A 17087-nucleotide genomic window follows, 5' to 3' on the forward strand; every position below is an offset into this window, starting at 1 on the left:
TAACCGAAGCTTTAGCCGGCCGGGGACCGGTGCATTTATCTGAAGCTGGCCCGTTATGCAACTAATCGCCTCCGCCGGGCTGGCGAATCAGGGCGTCCTGTCCCGTGGGAATCACGCCCCTGGAATCCTGCTGGTTTTCCAAAACATGTTGCGGCGCCGTGAATCCGGAACAAATCACCAGCGGGTGATTTCGGACACCCCGGCCCGGGAAACAATAAGTGCCGGCCGGGCGGCACCGGCGGAGCGTATTCAGGCCCTCGCGGCAACGCAGCGTCAAGCCGCCTACGGCAGCTGCGCGGAACTGTGCAAGGGCCCCGGTTTCCCCTGTGGCGAACAAGCTCCCCAAGTCAGGCTTCCCCCACGTAGCATCAAAGTACGTCGTAGCTAGGAGTGTGGCGAAATGTTTGAGCGATTTACGGACCGTGCCCGTCGCGTAGTTGTGCTTGCCCAAGAAGAGGCACGCATGCTGAACCACAATTACATTGGTACCGAACACATCCTCTTGGGTCTGATCCACGAGGGTGAGGGCGTTGCCGCCAAAGCTCTTGAGTCCTTGAGCATTTCGCTCGACGGCGTCCGCGAGCAGGTGCAGGAGATCATCGGCCAGGGCCAGCAGGCTCCCTCCGGCCACATCCCCTTCACGCCGCGTGCAAAGAAGGTGCTGGAGCTTTCGCTGCGCGAAGCCCTGCAGCTCGGCCACAACTACATCGGCACGGAGCACATCCTGCTGGGACTCATCCGCGAGGGTGAGGGTGTGGCGGCGCAGGTGCTGGTGAAGCTCGGCGCCGACCTCAACCGGGTCCGCCAGCAGGTCATCCAGCTGCTCTCCGGCTACCAGGGCAAAGAGACCACCGGTGCCGGCGTCGGCCAGAGCCAGGCAGAGGGCACCCCCGCCGGCTCCGTTGTGCTGGACCAGTTCGGCCGGAACCTCACACAGGCTGCCCGCGAGAACAAGCTGGACCCGGTCATCGGACGCGAGCAGGAAATGGAACGCGTCATGCAGGTCCTTTCCCGCCGCACCAAGAACAACCCCGTGCTGATCGGCGAGCCCGGCGTCGGCAAGACCGCCGTCGTCGAGGGCCTTGCCCAGGCGATCGTGCGCGGCGACGTCCCCGAGACCATCAAGGACAAGCAGCTGTACACGCTGGACCTGGGTTCCCTCGTGGCCGGCTCCCGCTACCGCGGTGACTTCGAAGAGCGACTGAAGAAGGTCCTCAAGGAAATCCGCACCCGCGGCGACATCATCCTCTTCATCGACGAGATCCACACCCTCGTGGGTGCCGGTGCCGCCGAAGGCGCCATCGACGCGGCCTCGATCCTGAAGCCCATGCTGGCCCGCGGCGAGCTGCAGACCATCGGTGCCACCACCCTCGACGAGTACCGCAAGCACATCGAGAAGGACGCCGCCCTCGAGCGCCGCTTCCAGCCGATCCAGGTCAAGGAGCCGTCGGTTGCGCACGCAATCGAGATCCTCAAGGGCCTGCGGGACCGCTACGAGGCGCACCACCGCGTCACCATCACCGACGGCGCCCTCGCCTCGGCCGCGAACCTCTCCGAACGCTACATCTCGGACCGGTTCCTGCCGGACAAGGCGATCGACCTCATCGATGAAGCCGGTGCCCGGCTGCGCATCCGCCGCATGACCGCTCCGCCGGAGCTCAAGGAGATGGACGAGCGCATCTCCGAGCTGAAGATGGAGAAGGAGTCCGCGATTGACGCGCAGGACTTCGAGGGTGCTGCCGCGCTGCGCGACAAGGAGCAGAAGCTCATCACCGAGCGCTCCGAAAAGGAACGCCACTGGAAGACCGGCGGCATGGACGACATCTCCGAGGTGGACGAGGACCTGATCGCCGAAGTCCTCGCGAACTCCACGGGCATCCCGGTCTTCAAGCTGACCGAGGAAGAATCCTCGCGCCTGCTGAAGATGGAAGACGAGCTGCACAAGCGCGTCGTCGGCCAGGACGAGGCCATCAAGGCGCTGTCCCAGGCCATCCGCCGCACGCGTGCCGGCCTGAAGGATCCCAAGCGTCCGGGCGGTTCGTTCATCTTCGCCGGCCCCACCGGCGTCGGCAAGACCGAGCTGGCCAAGGCCCTCGCCGAGTTCCTGTTCGGCGAAGAAGACGCGCTGATCACCCTGGACATGTCCGAATACTCGGAGAAGCACACGGTGTCGCGTCTCTTCGGTGCCCCTCCGGGCTACGTCGGCTACGAAGAGGGCGGGCAGCTGACCGAGAAGGTCCGCCGCCGTCCGTTCTCCGTGGTCCTGTTCGATGAAGTGGAGAAGGCCCACGCTGACCTCTTCAACTCGCTGCTGCAGATCCTGGAAGACGGCCGCCTGACCGACTCCCAGGGCCGCGTCGTGGACTTCAAGAACACCGTGATCATCATGACCACGAACCTCGGAACCCGGGACATTTCCAAGAGCGTTGCCACCGGCTTCCAGTCCGGCACGGACACCCAGACCGGCTACAACCGGATGCGCGCCCGGGTCACGGAGGAGCTCAAGCAGCACTTCCGCCCCGAGTTCCTCAACCGTGTTGACGACGTCGTGGTGTTCCCGCAGCTGACGCAGGACGAGATCATCGAGATCGTGGACATGTTCGTGACGCGCCTGGAGAAGCGCCTCAAGGACAAGGACATGGGCATCGAGCTGACCAAGACGGCCAAGGTGCTCCTGGCCACCCGCGGCTACGATCCCGCCATGGGTGCCCGGCCGCTGCGCCGCACCATCCAGCGCGAGATCGAGGACCAGCTCTCCGAGAAAATCCTCTTCGGCGAGCTGCACCCAGGCGACATCGTGGTGGTGGACGTGGACGGCGAAGGCGACGACGCGAAGTTCACCTTCGCCGGCAACGCCAAGCCGCGCATCCCGGAGATCGCGCCCAGCGCGTAGCTCCAGGACAACAGCCGCACTCCAGCGCCTAGAGGCCCCGCCCGCTCCCGAAAGGGAACTGGCGGGGCCTCTCGCTGTATCGGGAAGCTTGCCCGGGTTGGGAAACGCGCCAAGTCTGAAAGTACTGTTTCACTAATAGTGAACCGGCCTGTGATCCGGGGCACAGGGGGTGTTGAATCAGCACATGTCAACTGAAGATGGAGCGATCCTGCGCGAGCAACCGGCGACCCCTTTCCATGACCTCGACCACTACCTTGCGATCCCGCGCGTCAGTGGCCTGGCGCTGAGCCCCGACGGCCGGCGGCTGGTGACTACAGTCGCCACGCTTAACAGCAAGGGCACCGAATACGTCTCGGCGCTGTGGGAGCTGGACCCGGCCGGTGGGCAGCAGGCCCGCAGGATCACCCGCAGTGCCAAGGGTGAAGCCGGCGCCGCGTTCGCGGCCAACGGCGACGTCTACTTCACGTCCGCCCGGCCGGATCCGGACAAGGAGGCCGACGGCGATCCCGTCAGTGCGCTCTGGGTGCTCCCCGCTGGCGGCGGTGAAGCCCGCGTGGTGCTCTCCAGGGCTGGCGGCGTGGACAAGGTGATGACGGCGAGGGACGCAAACGCTGCCTTCGTCACCGCCTCCGTTCTGGCCGGCTCCGGCGACGAGGAGGACGACGCCGGGCGCCGCAAGAGCCGCAAGGACAACAAAGTGGCGGCCATCCTGCACAGCGAATACCCGGTGCGCTACTGGGACGCGGACCTCGGTCCCGCCCAGCCGCGGCTCTTCGCCGTCGAGCCGGGGCCTGGACAGGAACCCGGAAAACCCGCCACCGTGGACAGCGCAGCGCCCCTCGCGCTGCGCAACCTCACCCCGCAGGCGGGTTCCCGGCTCCGCGAGGCCGTCTCGGTGGTCAGTCCGGACGGCAAGACCATCTACACCAGCCTGGTGAAGCCGCTGCCGAAGGCCGACCTGCGCTCGGTCCTCGCCGCCGTTGATGTTGCCACCGGGACCATCCGCGTGCTCCTCGACGAGGAAGGCATGAACTACTTCCCGGGTCCGGTCAGCCCCGACGGTGCCACGCTCGCGGTCCTCAGCGAAAGCGACACGACCCCGCAGCAGGCCCCGCAGGTCAAGCTGCACCTGCTCGACGTCTCCGGGGAGGCCGGCCCGGAAGACCTGCATCCCCTGGCCCATGGCTGGGACCGGTGGGCCCACCCTGAGGCATGGCTCCCGGATGGCTCCGCCCTCCTGGTCACGGCGGACGACGACGGCGCGACGCCGGTTTTCAGCGTCACTGTTGCGGCAGGTGCCGCCCGGGGGAGTGTTACCCGGGTGACGCCGGACGCGGCGGCCTACACCGACGTCGTCGTCTCACCTGACGGGCGCAGCGCCTACGCGCTGCGCGGTTCGTACGAGTTTCCTCCCGAGCCGGTCCGGATCGACCTCGCCACCGGGGATGTCACGCGGCTGCCGTCCCCGGCGGAGCGGCCGCGAATCGCGGGGTCGCTGGAGCGGGTGGAGGCGACGGCGGCTGACGGCGCCCGGGTGCCCGCCTACCTGGCCCTGCCCGCCGGTGCTTCAGCCGAGAACCCTGCGCCGCTGCTGCTGTGGATCCACGGCGGCCCGCTGGGATCCTGGAATGCCTGGACCTGGCGCTGGAACCCGTGGCTGCTGACGGCCCGGGGCTACGCCGTTCTCCTGCCGGATCCCGCCCTGTCGACCGGCTACGGCCAGGAATACATCCAGCGGGGCTGGGGCGGCTGGGGCAAGGCGCCTTACGAGGACCTCATGGCCATCACGGATGCCGTGGTCCAGCGGCCGGACATTGACGAAAGCCGGACGGCAGCGATGGGCGGCTCCTTCGGCGGCTACATGGCGAACTGGGTGGCCGGGCAGACTGACCGCTTCAAGGCGATCGTCACCCACGCCAGCCTGTGGGCGCTGGACCAGTTCGGGCCCACCACGGACGCGTCGCAGTACTGGCTCAAGGAAATGACCGCGGAAATGGCGCTGGAGAACTCCCCGCACCTGCATGTCGAGAAGATCCGGACGCCCATCCTGGTGATCCACGGCGACAAGGACTACCGCGTGCCCATCGGGGAGGGCCTGCGGCTCTGGTACGAGCTGCTGTCAAGGTCCCAGCTCGCCAGCGACGGGAACGGCCAGACGAGCCACCGGTTCCTCTTCTACCCGGACGAAAACCACTGGATCCTGCAGCCGCAGCATGCCAAGGTCTGGTACGGGGTGGTGGAACACTTCCTGGCCAGGAACGTCCTCGGCAAGGACATCCCGCTTCCGGCGGATCTGGGGCTGTAGCTTCCGGAGATGGCGGTAAGCAGTCCGTAAGATGGGGGCTGTGACTGACTCCTTCACCATCCGTCCCGCCCGGACCAGCGATGTGGCCGCCATCAAGAGACTCGTGGCGCCGCTCGCCGAGCAGCGGATCCTGATGGCGAAGGAGACGGTGGCGTATTACGAGAGCCTGCAGGAGTTCCTGATTGCCGAGTCGGCTGCCGGCGAGGTCATCGGCTGCGGTGCCCTGCACGTCATGTGGGAGGACCTCGCCGAAGTGCGCACCCTTGCCGCTTCCGATGCCTGGCGGGGTAAGGGGGTGGGGCACGTCCTGGTCGGGAGTCTCCTGGAGCAGGCCGAAGCCCTGGGCGTCTCGCGCGTGTTCTGCCTGACGTTCGAGGTGGATTTCTTCAAGCGGCACGGCTTCGAAGTGATGGCGGACCAGTCCGCCGTGGACCCGCAGGTGTACTCCGAACTCCTGCGCTCACACGACGAAGGCGTGGCCGAATTCCTGGACCTTGCGCGCGTGAAGCCCAACACGCTTGGCAACACCCGGATGATCAGGGCCCTTTAGTCCTCCTGCCTGCCCAATGCTGCCGGGTAACATTCCTTTCCTTTTATAAATTTGCTGGATAAACTACCAGGGAGCCGGAAGGGACAGCATTGGGGGCTGTCCCTTCCGCCGTCTGAACTACCCCGCGCGGAACTACCGCGCAGCCGGTGCCGGTAGTAGGGTCAAAGCACATCCTGACCGATGTCAATGAAGCACCGAGAGCCCAGGAGCCGGCCATGAAGAAGCTCATCAATGACCCCCGCGCTGTTGTGGATGAATCCGTGGAAGGATTCGGACTTGCCCATGCGGACCTCGTGACCGTCAGCGCCGACCCGAAGTACGTCACCCGCAAGGATGCCCCCGTTGCCGGCAAGGTCGGCCTGGTGTCCGGAGGAGGCAGCGGCCATGAGCCGCTCCACGCCGGCTTCGTGGGCCGGGGAATGCTCGACGCCGCCGTGCCCGGCGCCGTCTTTACCTCCCCGACCCCCGACCAGATCATTCCGGCGACGCTCGCCGTGAACTCCGGCGCCGGCGTCGTCCATATCGTCAAGAACTACACCGGCGACGTCCTGAACTTCGAGACGGCCGCGGAGATGGCCCAGGCTGAGGGTGTGGAGGTCCGCACCGTCCTCGTCAACGACGACGTCGCGGTGGAGGATTCGCTCTACACGGCAGGCCGCAGGGGAGTGGGCGGCACCGTCCTGGTGGAGAAGATCGCCGGGGCCGCCGCCGAACGCGGCGACGACCTCGACGCGGTGGCGGCCATCGGCGACCGCGTGAACCGGAATGTGCGGACCATGGGCGTCGCACTCACGGCCTGCACGGTGCCGCATGCCGGAACCCCGAGCTTCGACCTTGAGGACAACGAGATTGAAATCGGCATCGGCATCCACGGCGAGCCCGGCCGGCACAAGATCGCCATGGAAAACGCCGACGGCATCACCAACCGCCTGCTGGAACCGATTCTCAGCGACCTCGGAACGGCGTCGGGCGAGAAGGTTCTCCTGTTCGTCAACGGCATGGGCGGAACGCCGCTGAGCGAGCTGTACATCGTCTACCGCCGCGCCGCCCAGGTCCTGGCGGAACGGGGCCTCACCGTGGAACGTTCCCTGGTGGGGAACTACATCACGTCCCTCGAGATGCAGGGCTGTTCCATCTCCGTCCTGCGGCTTGACGATGAGATGACAGCCCTCTGGGATGCGCCCGTGCACACGCCGGCGCTGCGATGGGGCGTGTAGCAGTGGGACTGGACGTGACCTGGGCCGTCAAGTGGCTGACGCTGTCAGCGCAGGCGATGGCGGAACATAGGGTGGAACTCATCGAGCTGGACAGGGCCATCGGGGATTCGGACCACGGCGAAAACATGGACCGGGGTTTCCAGGCGGTGCTCGACAAGCTCGCCGAAAACCCGCCCGAAACCCCCGGGGCAGCGCTCAAGCTGACGGCGATGGCGCTGATGTCGAAGGTGGGCGGCGCCGCCGGGCCGCTGTACGGGACGGCATTCCTGCGGGCCGCAACCACGCTGGGGGACGCCGCCGACGTCGACTCGGCGGCGCTCGCCGCAGCACTCACAGCGGCGCGGGACGGCATCGTGGCCCGCGGAAAGGCCGAGGCCGGCGACAAGACGATGGTTGATGCCTGGACCCCCGCCGCCGACGCAGCCGCCGCGGCCGCGGCCGACGGCGACACGCTGGCAGTGCTCATCGCCGCCGCGGAGGCTGCCGAGGCGGGCGCCGTTGCCACCGATCCGCTGGTGGCACGCAAGGGCAGGGCCAGCTACCTCGGGGAGCGCAGCGCCGGCCACCGGGACCCCGGCGCGGCCTCAAGTGCCCTCATTCTCCGCGCCGCCGCGGGAGCCGCCGCATGACGGTGCGGATCGTGGTGGTTTCGCACAGTGAAAAGATTGCCGACGGCGCCGTGGAACTCGCGGCCCAGATGGCGCCGGACGTGATGATGGTGCCGGCGGGCGGAACGTCTGACGGCCGGATCGGCACCAGCTTGGAAAAGGTGATGGCCGCGCTGGAGGCCGCGGGCGGAGCCGACGGCGTGGTGGTGCTGACCGATCTCGGCTCGGCCGTGATGACGGCTGAGTCCGCCCTGGAGTTTGCCGAGGGAAGCACCCCTGTGCTTCTTGCCGACGCCCCGATCGTGGAGGGCCTGGTGGCGGCCGCCGTGGCGGCCCAGGGCGGCGCCAGCGTCCATGCTGTCCGGCGCGCTGCCGAGGCCACCCACGGCTATCCAGCATCCCGTCCCAAGGCGGAGGAGCATCTTCCGGGCGGTACCCATGCTGCCGTCAGGGCCGGAGCCTCAGTTGTAGCCCCCGTTGCCGTGGCTGCCCCCGCGCCCGACGGCCCTGATGCAGCCGGCGACTTCGAGCTCGTTAACCAGGCGGGAATGCACGCCCGGCCGGCCGCGAAGATAGCCGGGGGCCTGGCGGCGCTCGATGCGGAGGTGACGGTGAACGGGGTGGACGGGGCCTCGATGACCGGGCTGATGACGCTGGCAGCCGGGAAGGGGGCAGTGCTCCATGTGGAAGCGTACGGCCCCGACGCCGAGCGCGCCGTTGCGTACGTGGCGGACCTGGTCAGGGGCGGTTTCGGCGAACCCTGAGTGTTTCCGGTGTGCCCTGAAATGCCGGGGCTACCTGTCCTGCCTGAGGCCGGCGGCGTCCAGCACCACGGAAGCCGAGACAAACCGTCCGCACTGCTCGCCAAACGGGTAGCTGGCTTTGGGCTCGAAGCGCAGCGTGCGCGTCGGCATCGGCTTGCCGTTGGTGTACGACCCGCTCGCAGTGACGTCGATGGGGGAGTCGCCCAGGGTGCCCAGCTCCAGCAGTCCGCGCTGCGTGCCGTCCGGTTTGGACGTCGCTGAGCACGTGCCGTCGGGCCTGGAATCGCCATCCTTGGAGTCATCGGCGCAGCCCAGATCCACCGAAACGGAGCCCGGCACCAGATGGATGGTGTCTTCTTCGCACTTGCCGTCCTGGCATGCCTTCAGGTGCAGCGTTTTCACTTGGGGTGAGTAACCGGCCGCCACGGTGACGGCGACTCCGGACACCTGGCCGATCGCCGGGCACGCCGTCTCGAAAGCATGGCACCCCGAGATGAGTGCCGTCGTCGTGATTGTGGCCAAAAGTACCCCTGCCTTGCCCATACTTCAGGGTAAATCCGCGGTTCGGAAGCGGAACCGGCGCGCGCAAAACTGGCGCCCTCATCGTTATCCGGGTCCCCGCACTGGGGGCTGAAATGAGACCAAAAATGAACGTGCGGCGGAACGGGCGGAACGGGCGGGGCCGTCAGGCGGGCAGCCGGTACCCGCCCTGGTGCAGTTCGGCGAGGCCGTCCGCCAGGAGGCCGGCCAGGGCCCGTTCCAGCTGTTCCGGTGCGCAGTTCAGCCGGTGCAGGGCAGCAAGTGGCACGCCGATGCCGGCGGCTTCGAACCCGAGGCAGGCCGGGGCCTGCTGGAACATCTCCGCCGGCACCGGCGCGTCCGCCAGCCGGAGGACGGCCATCACGCCGCCTCGGACCTGGCGGTCGGTGCCGTGCCATGCCTGCCCCTTGGGGATGTACGACGGCGGCGGCTCGCCGGCGGCGAGCCAGGCGCACCGGTCGCGCACCGGGCACGCCGGACACTTGGGCGAACGGGCCGTGCACACCAGTGCCCCCAGTTCCATGACCGAAGCGTTCCAGCGGACGGAACGGCCGGCGTCGGAGGGCAGCAGTTCCGCGGCGAGCCGCATCTCCGCGGCGGTCAGCGCCGGGGCGGGCAGGGCGGTTCCGGAAAAGAGCCGGGCGTGAACGCGCCGGATGTTGGTGTCCACCACCGTCTCGCGGCGCCCAAAGGCGAAGGCGGCGACGGCGGCCGCCGTGTAACTGCCGACGCCGGGCAGGCCGAGCAGATCGGCGTAGTCCGCGGGGACCCTGCCGCCGTGGTCGCGTTCGATGGCGACCGCCGCGCCGTGCAGCCTGAGCGCCCGCCGCGGATAACCCAGCCGGCCCCAGGCGCGGACCGCCTCACCTGCGGGTTCCCGGGCCAGCGCCGCGGGCTCAGGCCACCTGCGCATCCACTCCTCCCACACCGGAAGCACCCGCACCACAGGGGTTTGCTGCAGCATGATCTCGCTGACCAGCACACCCCAGGGCGGGCAGTCCGGCAGGCGCCACGGCAGGTCGCGGGCTTCGGCGTCGAACCAGTCCTCCAGCGTGGAATGGACGTCGGTCAGCTCGGGGTAAACGGTTGTGGTTTTGATGCCAACACTCTAGTTGAAAACCACGGCTCCGGTTCACGGCCGGGCGCCGTCAGCTGGCCTCCTTTTCCGCGGGAGGCAGTCCCCCGTGCCGCCCGGGCAGGCGCCTGACGTGGCCGTGCAGGGTTTCACCGCCGCGGCCGTTGGGCGCCGGAACTGCAAGGGCAACCACAAAGCTGCGACTGTCCGGATCCACGGAGCGGATGGTCAGGCTGCGCGTTCCTTCCGGTATAGAGGGCGCAAAGAACTGCAGTTGGCGGGCGCCGACGGTGGCGACCTGGTCCAGCTTGTACTCTGTGCCGAAGTGGTCATGGACGATGATTTCGGGGGTTTGCGGCTCGTCTCCGTTGACGGATGCGAGATGCAGGTTCACCACGATTCCGGTGTCCCAGATCTCAACCGCAAGCACCGTGAACTCAGTCCCCTGGCTCTGATGTTTGCCAAACGTCAGCGGCAGAAGGACGCGTTCGAGGTGACCGCCAGACACGTGATCTACCATCTTTGGTCCTCTCCAACTCGGCCCGGTAAGTGGTAACCGGGATTCAATTTTAATAAGTGTGCTGACAGTTGTCACCCGAATTTGAGTTACGAATTGGACATGATGGGGCGGGGGCGGCGTGGTGGCGCCGCAGAAACCCGGCCGTTCCCTAGCCTAGGAGGATGGGCAGGCAAGACACTCCGAACTCCGGCGCGGGCCGGAACCGGTCACCAAAAACGGCGGCACAGAAGACGGCATCCCGGACCGTCCGCAAAACGAGCCCCGCCGTGTACCGCCGTCGTCGGCTTTTTGCCGGAGTGGCGCTGCTGCTGGTCCTGGGCCTGATCGCCGGGGGCGTGGCGACCATGAGCAGCCTCCTCGGCGGCGCCCAGCAGGCCTCGTCCGCGCAGGACTCCACCCAGGATCCTTCAACCGAAGGCACCGGCACCGCCCAGCCGGGTGCCACGCCGTCGGCAACCCCGACAGCCACCCCCTCGGCCTCGCCCACCTGCGACCAGAAGCTCGTGACGGTAAAGGCGGCCACCAACAAGACGTCCTACGCGGCGGATGAAAAACCGGTGTTGAGCCTCACCGTCACCAACGGCGGAAAGCTCCCGTGCAAGGTGAACATCGGCACCTCGCAGATGGACTTCCTGGTGACCAGCGGATCGGACCGGGTCTTCTCATCGGCCGACTGCCAGGCTGCCAGCACCGACCTCGTCAAGACCATCGCGCCGGGCAAGAGCGAAACGGCGAACTTCCCGTGGCCGCGCAACCGCTCGGTGCAGGGCTGCGAGAAGGTGCCGGACGGCGCGGTTGCAGGCAGCGGGTACTACGTGTTCATCGCGAAGCTTGGCGCCAAGGTCAGCGCCCCGACCGTCTTCCAGCTCGGCTGAGGCTCCCGGGAACCTAGAGGAACCGGTCCAGCAGGCTGGCCTCGGCCATCCGGCTGAGGCCCTCGCGGACCGTGCGGGCACGCTGGTCGCCGATGCCGTCCACGGTCATCAGGTCGTCAATGGTCGCGGCCATGAGGTGCTGCAGGCCGCCGAAGTGGTCCACCAGCCTGTCCGCCACCGCTTTGGGGACGGCCTTGAGCCCGGAAAGGAGCCGGTAGCCGCGCGGCTGGACCACGGCGTCGAGGGTGTCCACGCCGCCGGCGAACCCGATGATCCCGGCGATCTTGCTCAGGTCGATCAGTTCCGTGGGGCCGAGGTTGAGGAGCGCGTTGACGGCGCCGTCGATCTCCTCCGGAGATGCGTTCGGCCCGGCGTAGTCGCGGATGATGATGTCGCTGCCCGGGCCGCGGCCCACCGTGAGCTCGTCCAGCTGGAGGGACAGGAGCCGGCCGTCCTCGCCGAGCTCCAGCACATACTGCGAGATCTCCTCGGAGATCCGGCGCACCATCTCCTGGCGCTGCAGGGTCACCGCCACGTCGCGGACCGTGACCATCGCCTCGATCTCCAGGGCGGAGAGCGAGCTGGTCACCTGGTCCAGGCGGGAGCGGTAGCGTTCCAGCGTGGCCAGGGCCTGGTTGGCGCGGGCCAGGACCTTCTCGGAGCCCTCGAGCACGTGCCGAAGCCCGTTGACGTACAGGGCGATGATCTGCATGGACTGGCTTACCGAGATCACCGGAACGCCGGTCTGGATGGCGACGCGTTCGGCGGTCCGGTGCCGGGTGCCGGATTCCTGGGTTTCGATGCTGGGGTCAGGGACGAGCTGGACGGCCGCCCGGAGGATGTTGCCGGCGTCTCTGTCGCAGATGATGGCGCCGTCCATCTTGGCCAGTTCGCGCAGCCTGGTCGGGGAGAAGTCGATGCCGATGTCGAAGCCGCCGGAACAGATCGAGTCGATGGTCCGGTCCGAGCCGAGCACGATCAGCGCGCCGGTGCGTCCGCGGAGAATGCGTTCCAGGCCGTCCCGCAACGCGGTCCCCGGGGCCACCCTCCCCAAAGTCGCCTTGAGCGATTCTTCAGGGCTGCGAGCCATAGATATTCCCTTCAAAGGTGCAGGCGGGGCCTGCAGGTTTGCCGGTTTCACTGGTCTGCCGGCAGGATCAAAAGTACTCGGTTTCCCGCATGCACCATCCTAGAGGTAGATTACCCCAGCAACCGCACGGGCAAGCCTTAAAGTGCCCCGTCCGGGGCCTGCGCAACACGCATCCGGAGTGCGTCCGACGGCGGCCCGCCAAGGGGCACTTTTGGCCCGCCTTCGGTGCGGTTTCCGCCGCTGCGATAAACTTGAAGCCTTGGCTGGCAGGTCCGGCCGCCACATTCCCCAACCGGATCCCCCGCGGATCGCAGTGAAAGTAGCACCGTGTCCCAAGAAGTGCAGAGCCCCGCCCGAGTGCACGAGATCCACAAGCAGGCCTCCCGGCGCCGTACGTTCGCCGTCATCTCCCACCCGGACGCCGGCAAGTCCACGCTCACCGAGGCCCTGGCCCTGCACGCCAAGGTGATTGGCACGGCGGGTGCCTCCAGCGGCAAGGCCAACCGCAAGGAGACGGTCTCGGACTGGATGCAGATGGAGAAGGACCGCGGCATTTCCATCAGCTCGGCTGCCCTGCAGTTCTCCTACCGGGACACCGTGATCAACCTGCTGGACACCCCGGGCCACGCGGACTTCTCGGAGGACACCTACCGGGTGCTCGCCGCCGTCGACTGCGCCGTGATGCTCGTGGACGCGGCCAAGGGCCTCGAGACGCAGACCATGAAGCTGTTCGAGGTCTGCAAGCAGCGGAACCTCCCCATCATCACGGTCATCAACAAGTGGGACCGTCCCGGCCTGGACGCGCTGGCCCTCATGGACGAGATCACGGAGCGCACCGGACTGCAGCCCATGCCCCTGACCTGGGCCGTGGGAATCTCCGGCGACTTCCGCGGCGTCTGGGACCTGCGCAACGACAGGTTCGCACGCTTCCAGCGGAACAATGCCGGCGCCAGCATCGCCCTCACCGAATACTTCACACCAGACGAAGCCGAGGAAAGCCAGGGCAGCAACTGGACGGACGCCGTCGACGAGGCAGGCCTGGTCATCGAATCCAACCTGGCCTTCGACGTCGAAAGCTTCCACGCGGGCAAGGCCACCCCCATCCTGTTCAGCTCCGCGGCCCTGAACTTCGGCGTCAAGGAACTCCTGGACGCCCTGGTGGACTTCGCCCCGCCGGCAGCGCCCCGCCCGGACATCGAAGGCTCGCCGCGGCCGGTGGAGTCCCCGTTCTCCGGCTTCGTCTTCAAGGTCCAGGCCGGCATGAACAAGGCCCACCGCGACCACGTCGCCTTCATACGGGTCTGCTCCGGCGTGTTCGAGCGCGGCATGGTGGTCACCCAGACCCGCACCGGAAAGTCGTTCGCAACCAAGTACGCGCAGCAGGTCTTCGGCCGTGAACGCGAGGTCATCGACGAGGCCTACCCGGGCGACGTCGTGGGCCTGGTCAACGCGTCCTCGCTGCGCGTGGGGGACAGCCTGTTCCTCGAGGAAGCCGTGGAGTTCCCGGCCATTCCGCTGTTCGCCCCCGAGCACTTCCAGGTGGCCCGTTCCAAGGACCCCAGCCGCTTCAAGCAGTTCCGCCGCGGCATCGAGCAGCTCGAGCACGAGGGCGTCATCCAGGTACTGCGCTCCGACGTCCGCGGTGACCAGGCGCCCGTGCTTGCCGCCGTCGGACCCATGCAGTTCGAAGTGGTGGAGGACCGCATGGCGCACGACTTCAGCGCGCCGATGCGCCTTGAACGCCTCCCGTACTCCATGGCAAGGATTTCGACGGCGGACGCCATGCCGGCGCTGGCCAACGTGCCCGGCGCTGAGGTGCTGCTCCGCTCCGACGGCGAATACCTGGCCCTCTTCAACGACGTCTGGGCCCTGCGCCGCATCGAGAAGAACCACCCGGATCTCACGCTGGTACCGATCGGGACGCACAACCCCGCCAAGTAACGTCAACACGGGGAGCCCGCCTCTCCAACGGTCTCCCAACCAACGAAGCAAGGTATTGCCGTGCCCTCAAGCCAGCCGTCCGCAGCAGCACCAGTGACGCGACCCGCCGTCGTCGTGACCGGCATGGGTTCCATCAACCCGCTCGGGGCCAATGTCCCCGAGACCTGGGAGGCCATTCTCGCCGGCAGGTCGGGCATCGCGGCACTGGAGGACGGCTGGGCCGAGGCCCTGCCGGTGCGCATCGCCGGGCGGGTCACCGCCGGCCTTGGCACATTCCTAGGTACGCGCGAGCTGAAACGGATGGACCGCTGCGGGCAGCTGGCGCTGGTGGCCGCCCGCGAAGCCTGGGAACAGGCGGGGAAACCCGGCGTCGACCCTGAGCGGTTCGCCGTCGTGATCGGATCCGCCTACGGCGGCATGGACAGCGTGGTCGCCCAGGTCAGGGAGCTGGACCACGGCGGCCCGCGCAAGGTTTCCCCGCACACCCTGACCAGGCTCATGGTGAACGGGCCGTCAGCCTGGGTTTCGATCGACCTCGGCGCCAGGGGCGGGGCACGCACCCCGGTCAGCGCCTGTGCGTCCGGGGCCGAAGCGATTGCCCAGGGTGCCGACATGATCAGGTCGGGGGCAGCCGACGTCGTAATTGCCGGCGGCGTTGACGCCTGCATCAACGACCTGATCATCAGCGGTTTCTCCCAGATCCGGGCACTTTCCACGCGCAACGGGGATCCGGGGCAGGCCTCCCGGCCGTTCGACCGGGACCGCGACGGTTTCGTGCTGTCCGAGGGCGCCGGGATAGTGGTGCTGGAAAGCGGGGAGCACGCACGTGCCCGCGGGGCGGAAGTGCTGGGCGGCGTTGCCGGAGCAGCCGTGACCTCGGACGCGAACGACATCGTGGCGGCCGATCCGGACATGCAGGTGCGGGTGATGGAAAAGGCCCTTGCCTCCGCAGGCCTCACCGGAAGGGACATCGGGTTCGTGCACGCGCACGCCACCTCGACGCCCGTGGGTGACCGCCTGGAGGCGCAGGCCATCCGTGCCGTGGCCGGCGGGCACGTCCCGGTGACCTCCACGAAGTCGCTCACCGGCCACCTGCTCGGCGGCGCGGGCGCGCTCGCCGCCATTGCCACGCTGCAGGCGCTCCGGACCGGTGACCTGCCCGGCACCTACAACGTGGCTGCCCTCGACCCCGAGGTGGACCTCAACGTCATCACCGGCACCGTCAGCGGCAGCACCGCGACGGCGGGACTCGTCAATGCCTTCGGGTTCGGCGGGCACAGTGCGGCACTCGTGGTCACACGAGCCTAGGCTCCTGCCTTAAGGCTGAGCAGGTCCAGGACCTCGGTCAGGTGTCCGACTTCCTTGACTGAAAATCCTGCCGGCACCTCGCCGGGACCGGTGGGGCTGGCGGGAACGACGGCGTGCGTGAAGCCCAGCCGGTGCGCCTCATGGATGCGCTGGTTGATGCCCGGGACAGGACGGACCTCGCCGGCCAGCCCCACTTCGCCGAACGCGACCAGGCGCTGCGGCAAGGGCTTCTTGTGCTTCGCGGACGCCACCGCCAGCGCCACCGCGAGGTCGGTGGCCGGCTCGCTCAGCTTCACGCCGCCCACCGTGGCCACGTAGGAATCGTCCTTCTGCAGCTGGCAGCCGGCACGCTGCTGCAGGACGGCCAGGAGCATGGCCACCCGGGAACTGTCCAGTCCGCTGGTCGCCCGGCGCGGCTGTGAGTTCTGGGTCTCGGCCATCAGGGACTGCACCTCGGCAAGCAGCGGCCGGCGGCCCTCCATGGTAACCGTGATGCAGGTGCCGGATACGGGATCCTTGGTACGCGTGACGAACAGCCCGCTTGGATCGGCGAGGCCCAGGATGCCGTCCTCGGTGAGGTCGAAGCAGCCCACGTCATCGGTGGGCCCGTAACGGTTCTTGACTGCGCGCAGCAGGCGGAGGCGGGAGTGGCGCTCGCCCTCGAACTGGCACACGACGTCCACCAGGTGCTCCAGCAGCCGGGGTCCGGCGATGGAGCCGTCCTTGGTCACGTGCCCCACCAGCAGCGTGGTCATGTTCCGGCGCTTGGCTGCGGAAATGATCGAGGCAGCCACCTCGCGGACCTGGGAGACGCCGCCGGCGCTGCCCTCCACGTCCGCGCTGCTGAGTGTCTGCACGGAGTCCACCACCAGCAGCTTCGGCTCCACCTTCTCCACTTGGCCCAGCGCCTGGCCGAGGTCGGTTTCGGCGGACAGGTACAGGGTGTCGGCGATCGCGCTGATCCGTTCGGCCCGGAGCTTCACCTGGGCCGCCGATTCCTCGCCGGTCACATACAGGACACCCTGCCCGGTCCGGGCAAACTTGGCGGCGACATCCAGCAGCAGCGTGGACTTGCCCACGCCCGGTTCGCCGGCAAGCAGGATGACGGCGCCGGGCACCACTCCGCCGCCGAGCACCCGGTCCAGTTCGTCCACACCCGTGGGCAGGTATGCGGCGGTCGTGGCGTCAATATCGGCAATGGGGCGGGCGGGCTCCAGAACTGTGGTGGCCGCCGTAGTACGCGCCACCGCGGCGCCGGTCTCCTCGACGGTGCCCCAGGCCTGGCACTCACCGCACCGGCCCACCCACTTGACCGTGGTCCAGCCGCATTCGGCGCATTTATAGCCCGGAGCCTTGGAAACCCGGGAAGTCTTTGTAGCCATTGCTCCACCTTAACCGGCG

At 67.8% G+C, this 17087-nt stretch carries 14 protein-coding genes; 9 read left to right on the forward strand and 5 right to left on the reverse strand.

Annotated elements, in window-relative coordinates; all coding sequences use genetic code 11:
* Window positions 1-400 precede the first annotated feature (400 nt).
* The 6 genes from ACFRAH_RS03490 (at window position 401) to dhaM (ending at window position 8337) form a co-directional block, all read left to right on the forward strand.
* Window positions 401-2893, forward strand: a complete 2493-nt coding sequence (locus tag ACFRAH_RS03490) for an ATP-dependent Clp protease ATP-binding subunit (RefSeq protein ID WP_111903217.1) — start codon at window positions 401-403, stop codon at window positions 2891-2893.
* Window positions 2894-3077: 184 nt separating this feature from the next.
* Window positions 3078-5198 carry a prolyl oligopeptidase family serine peptidase gene (locus tag ACFRAH_RS03495; protein WP_377989534.1) on the forward strand — a complete coding sequence of 707 codons (2121 nt, stop codon included), beginning with the start codon at window positions 3078-3080 and terminating at the stop codon, window positions 5196-5198.
* A gap of 31 nt (window positions 5199-5229) precedes the next feature.
* Window positions 5230-5748, forward strand: coding sequence for an amino-acid N-acetyltransferase (locus tag ACFRAH_RS03500; protein ID WP_377989535.1), 519 nt, complete (start codon window positions 5230-5232; stop codon window positions 5746-5748).
* A 215-nt stretch (window positions 5749-5963) separates the two neighbouring features.
* The gene (gene dhaK / locus ACFRAH_RS03505; protein ID WP_377989536.1) at window positions 5964-6965 is read left to right on the forward strand and encodes a dihydroxyacetone kinase subunit DhaK; all 1002 of its coding nucleotides are present in this window, start codon (window positions 5964-5966) and stop codon (window positions 6963-6965) included.
* A 2-nt stretch (window positions 6966-6967) separates the two neighbouring features.
* Window positions 6968-7594 carry a dihydroxyacetone kinase subunit DhaL gene (dhaL, locus tag ACFRAH_RS03510; protein WP_377989803.1) on the forward strand — a complete coding sequence of 209 codons (627 nt, stop codon included), beginning with the start codon at window positions 6968-6970 and terminating at the stop codon, window positions 7592-7594.
* On the forward strand, window positions 7591-8337 hold the full coding sequence (gene dhaM / locus ACFRAH_RS03515) for a dihydroxyacetone kinase phosphoryl donor subunit DhaM (protein ID WP_377989537.1): 747 nt from the start codon (window positions 7591-7593) through the stop codon (window positions 8335-8337). Before dhaL ends, dhaM begins: the two co-directional genes overlap by 4 nt.
* 30 nt (window positions 8338-8367) lie before the next feature.
* Here the strand turns inward: dhaM and ACFRAH_RS03520 are convergent, their stop codons facing one another.
* From ACFRAH_RS03520 to ACFRAH_RS03530, 3 genes are all read right to left on the reverse strand, one after another.
* Window positions 8368-8880, reverse strand: coding sequence for a hypothetical protein (locus ACFRAH_RS03520; RefSeq protein WP_377989538.1), 513 nt, complete (start codon window positions 8878-8880; stop codon window positions 8368-8370).
* A 142-nt stretch (window positions 8881-9022) separates the two neighbouring features.
* Window positions 9023-9841: an A/G-specific adenine glycosylase gene (locus ACFRAH_RS03525; RefSeq protein WP_377989539.1), complete on the reverse strand. Its 819-nt coding sequence runs from the start codon at window positions 9839-9841 to the stop codon at window positions 9023-9025.
* A gap of 184 nt (window positions 9842-10025) precedes the next feature.
* Window positions 10026-10472 carry a hypothetical protein gene (locus tag ACFRAH_RS03530; protein ID WP_377989540.1) on the reverse strand — a complete coding sequence of 149 codons (447 nt, stop codon included), beginning with the start codon at window positions 10470-10472 and terminating at the stop codon, window positions 10026-10028.
* Between the two features lie 161 nt (window positions 10473-10633).
* Between ACFRAH_RS03530 and ACFRAH_RS03535 the strand changes: the two genes are divergently transcribed.
* Window positions 10634-11347, forward strand: a complete 714-nt coding sequence (locus tag ACFRAH_RS03535) for a hypothetical protein (protein ID WP_377989541.1) — start codon at window positions 10634-10636, stop codon at window positions 11345-11347.
* A gap of 13 nt (window positions 11348-11360) precedes the next feature.
* Here ACFRAH_RS03535 and disA read toward each other — a convergent pair whose 3' ends face one another.
* A complete protein-coding gene (gene disA / locus ACFRAH_RS03540; RefSeq protein WP_377989542.1) occupies window positions 11361-12437 on the reverse strand; it encodes a DNA integrity scanning diadenylate cyclase DisA in 1077 nt (358 codons plus the stop codon).
* A gap of 327 nt (window positions 12438-12764) precedes the next feature.
* Between disA and ACFRAH_RS03545 the strand changes: the two genes are divergently transcribed.
* Together ACFRAH_RS03545 and ACFRAH_RS03550 are read left to right on the forward strand one after the other, a co-directional pair.
* On the forward strand, window positions 12765-14378 hold the full coding sequence (locus ACFRAH_RS03545; RefSeq protein WP_377989543.1) for a peptide chain release factor 3: 1614 nt from the start codon (window positions 12765-12767) through the stop codon (window positions 14376-14378).
* A gap of 60 nt (window positions 14379-14438) precedes the next feature.
* Complete coding sequence (locus ACFRAH_RS03550; RefSeq protein ID WP_377989544.1) at window positions 14439-15686, forward strand: beta-ketoacyl-[acyl-carrier-protein] synthase family protein; 1248 nt, start codon at window positions 14439-14441, stop codon at window positions 15684-15686.
* Here the strand turns inward: ACFRAH_RS03550 and radA are convergent.
* On the reverse strand, window positions 15683-17068 hold the full coding sequence (gene radA / locus ACFRAH_RS03555; RefSeq protein ID WP_377989545.1) for a DNA repair protein RadA: 1386 nt from the start codon (window positions 17066-17068) through the stop codon (window positions 15683-15685). The genes ACFRAH_RS03550 and radA overlap by 4 nt on opposite strands.
* Window positions 17069-17087 lie beyond the last annotated feature (19 nt).

The organism is Arthrobacter sp. NPDC056727, from assembly GCF_042790555.1.
Classification (GTDB): Bacteria; Actinomycetota; Actinomycetes; order Actinomycetales; family Micrococcaceae; genus Arthrobacter.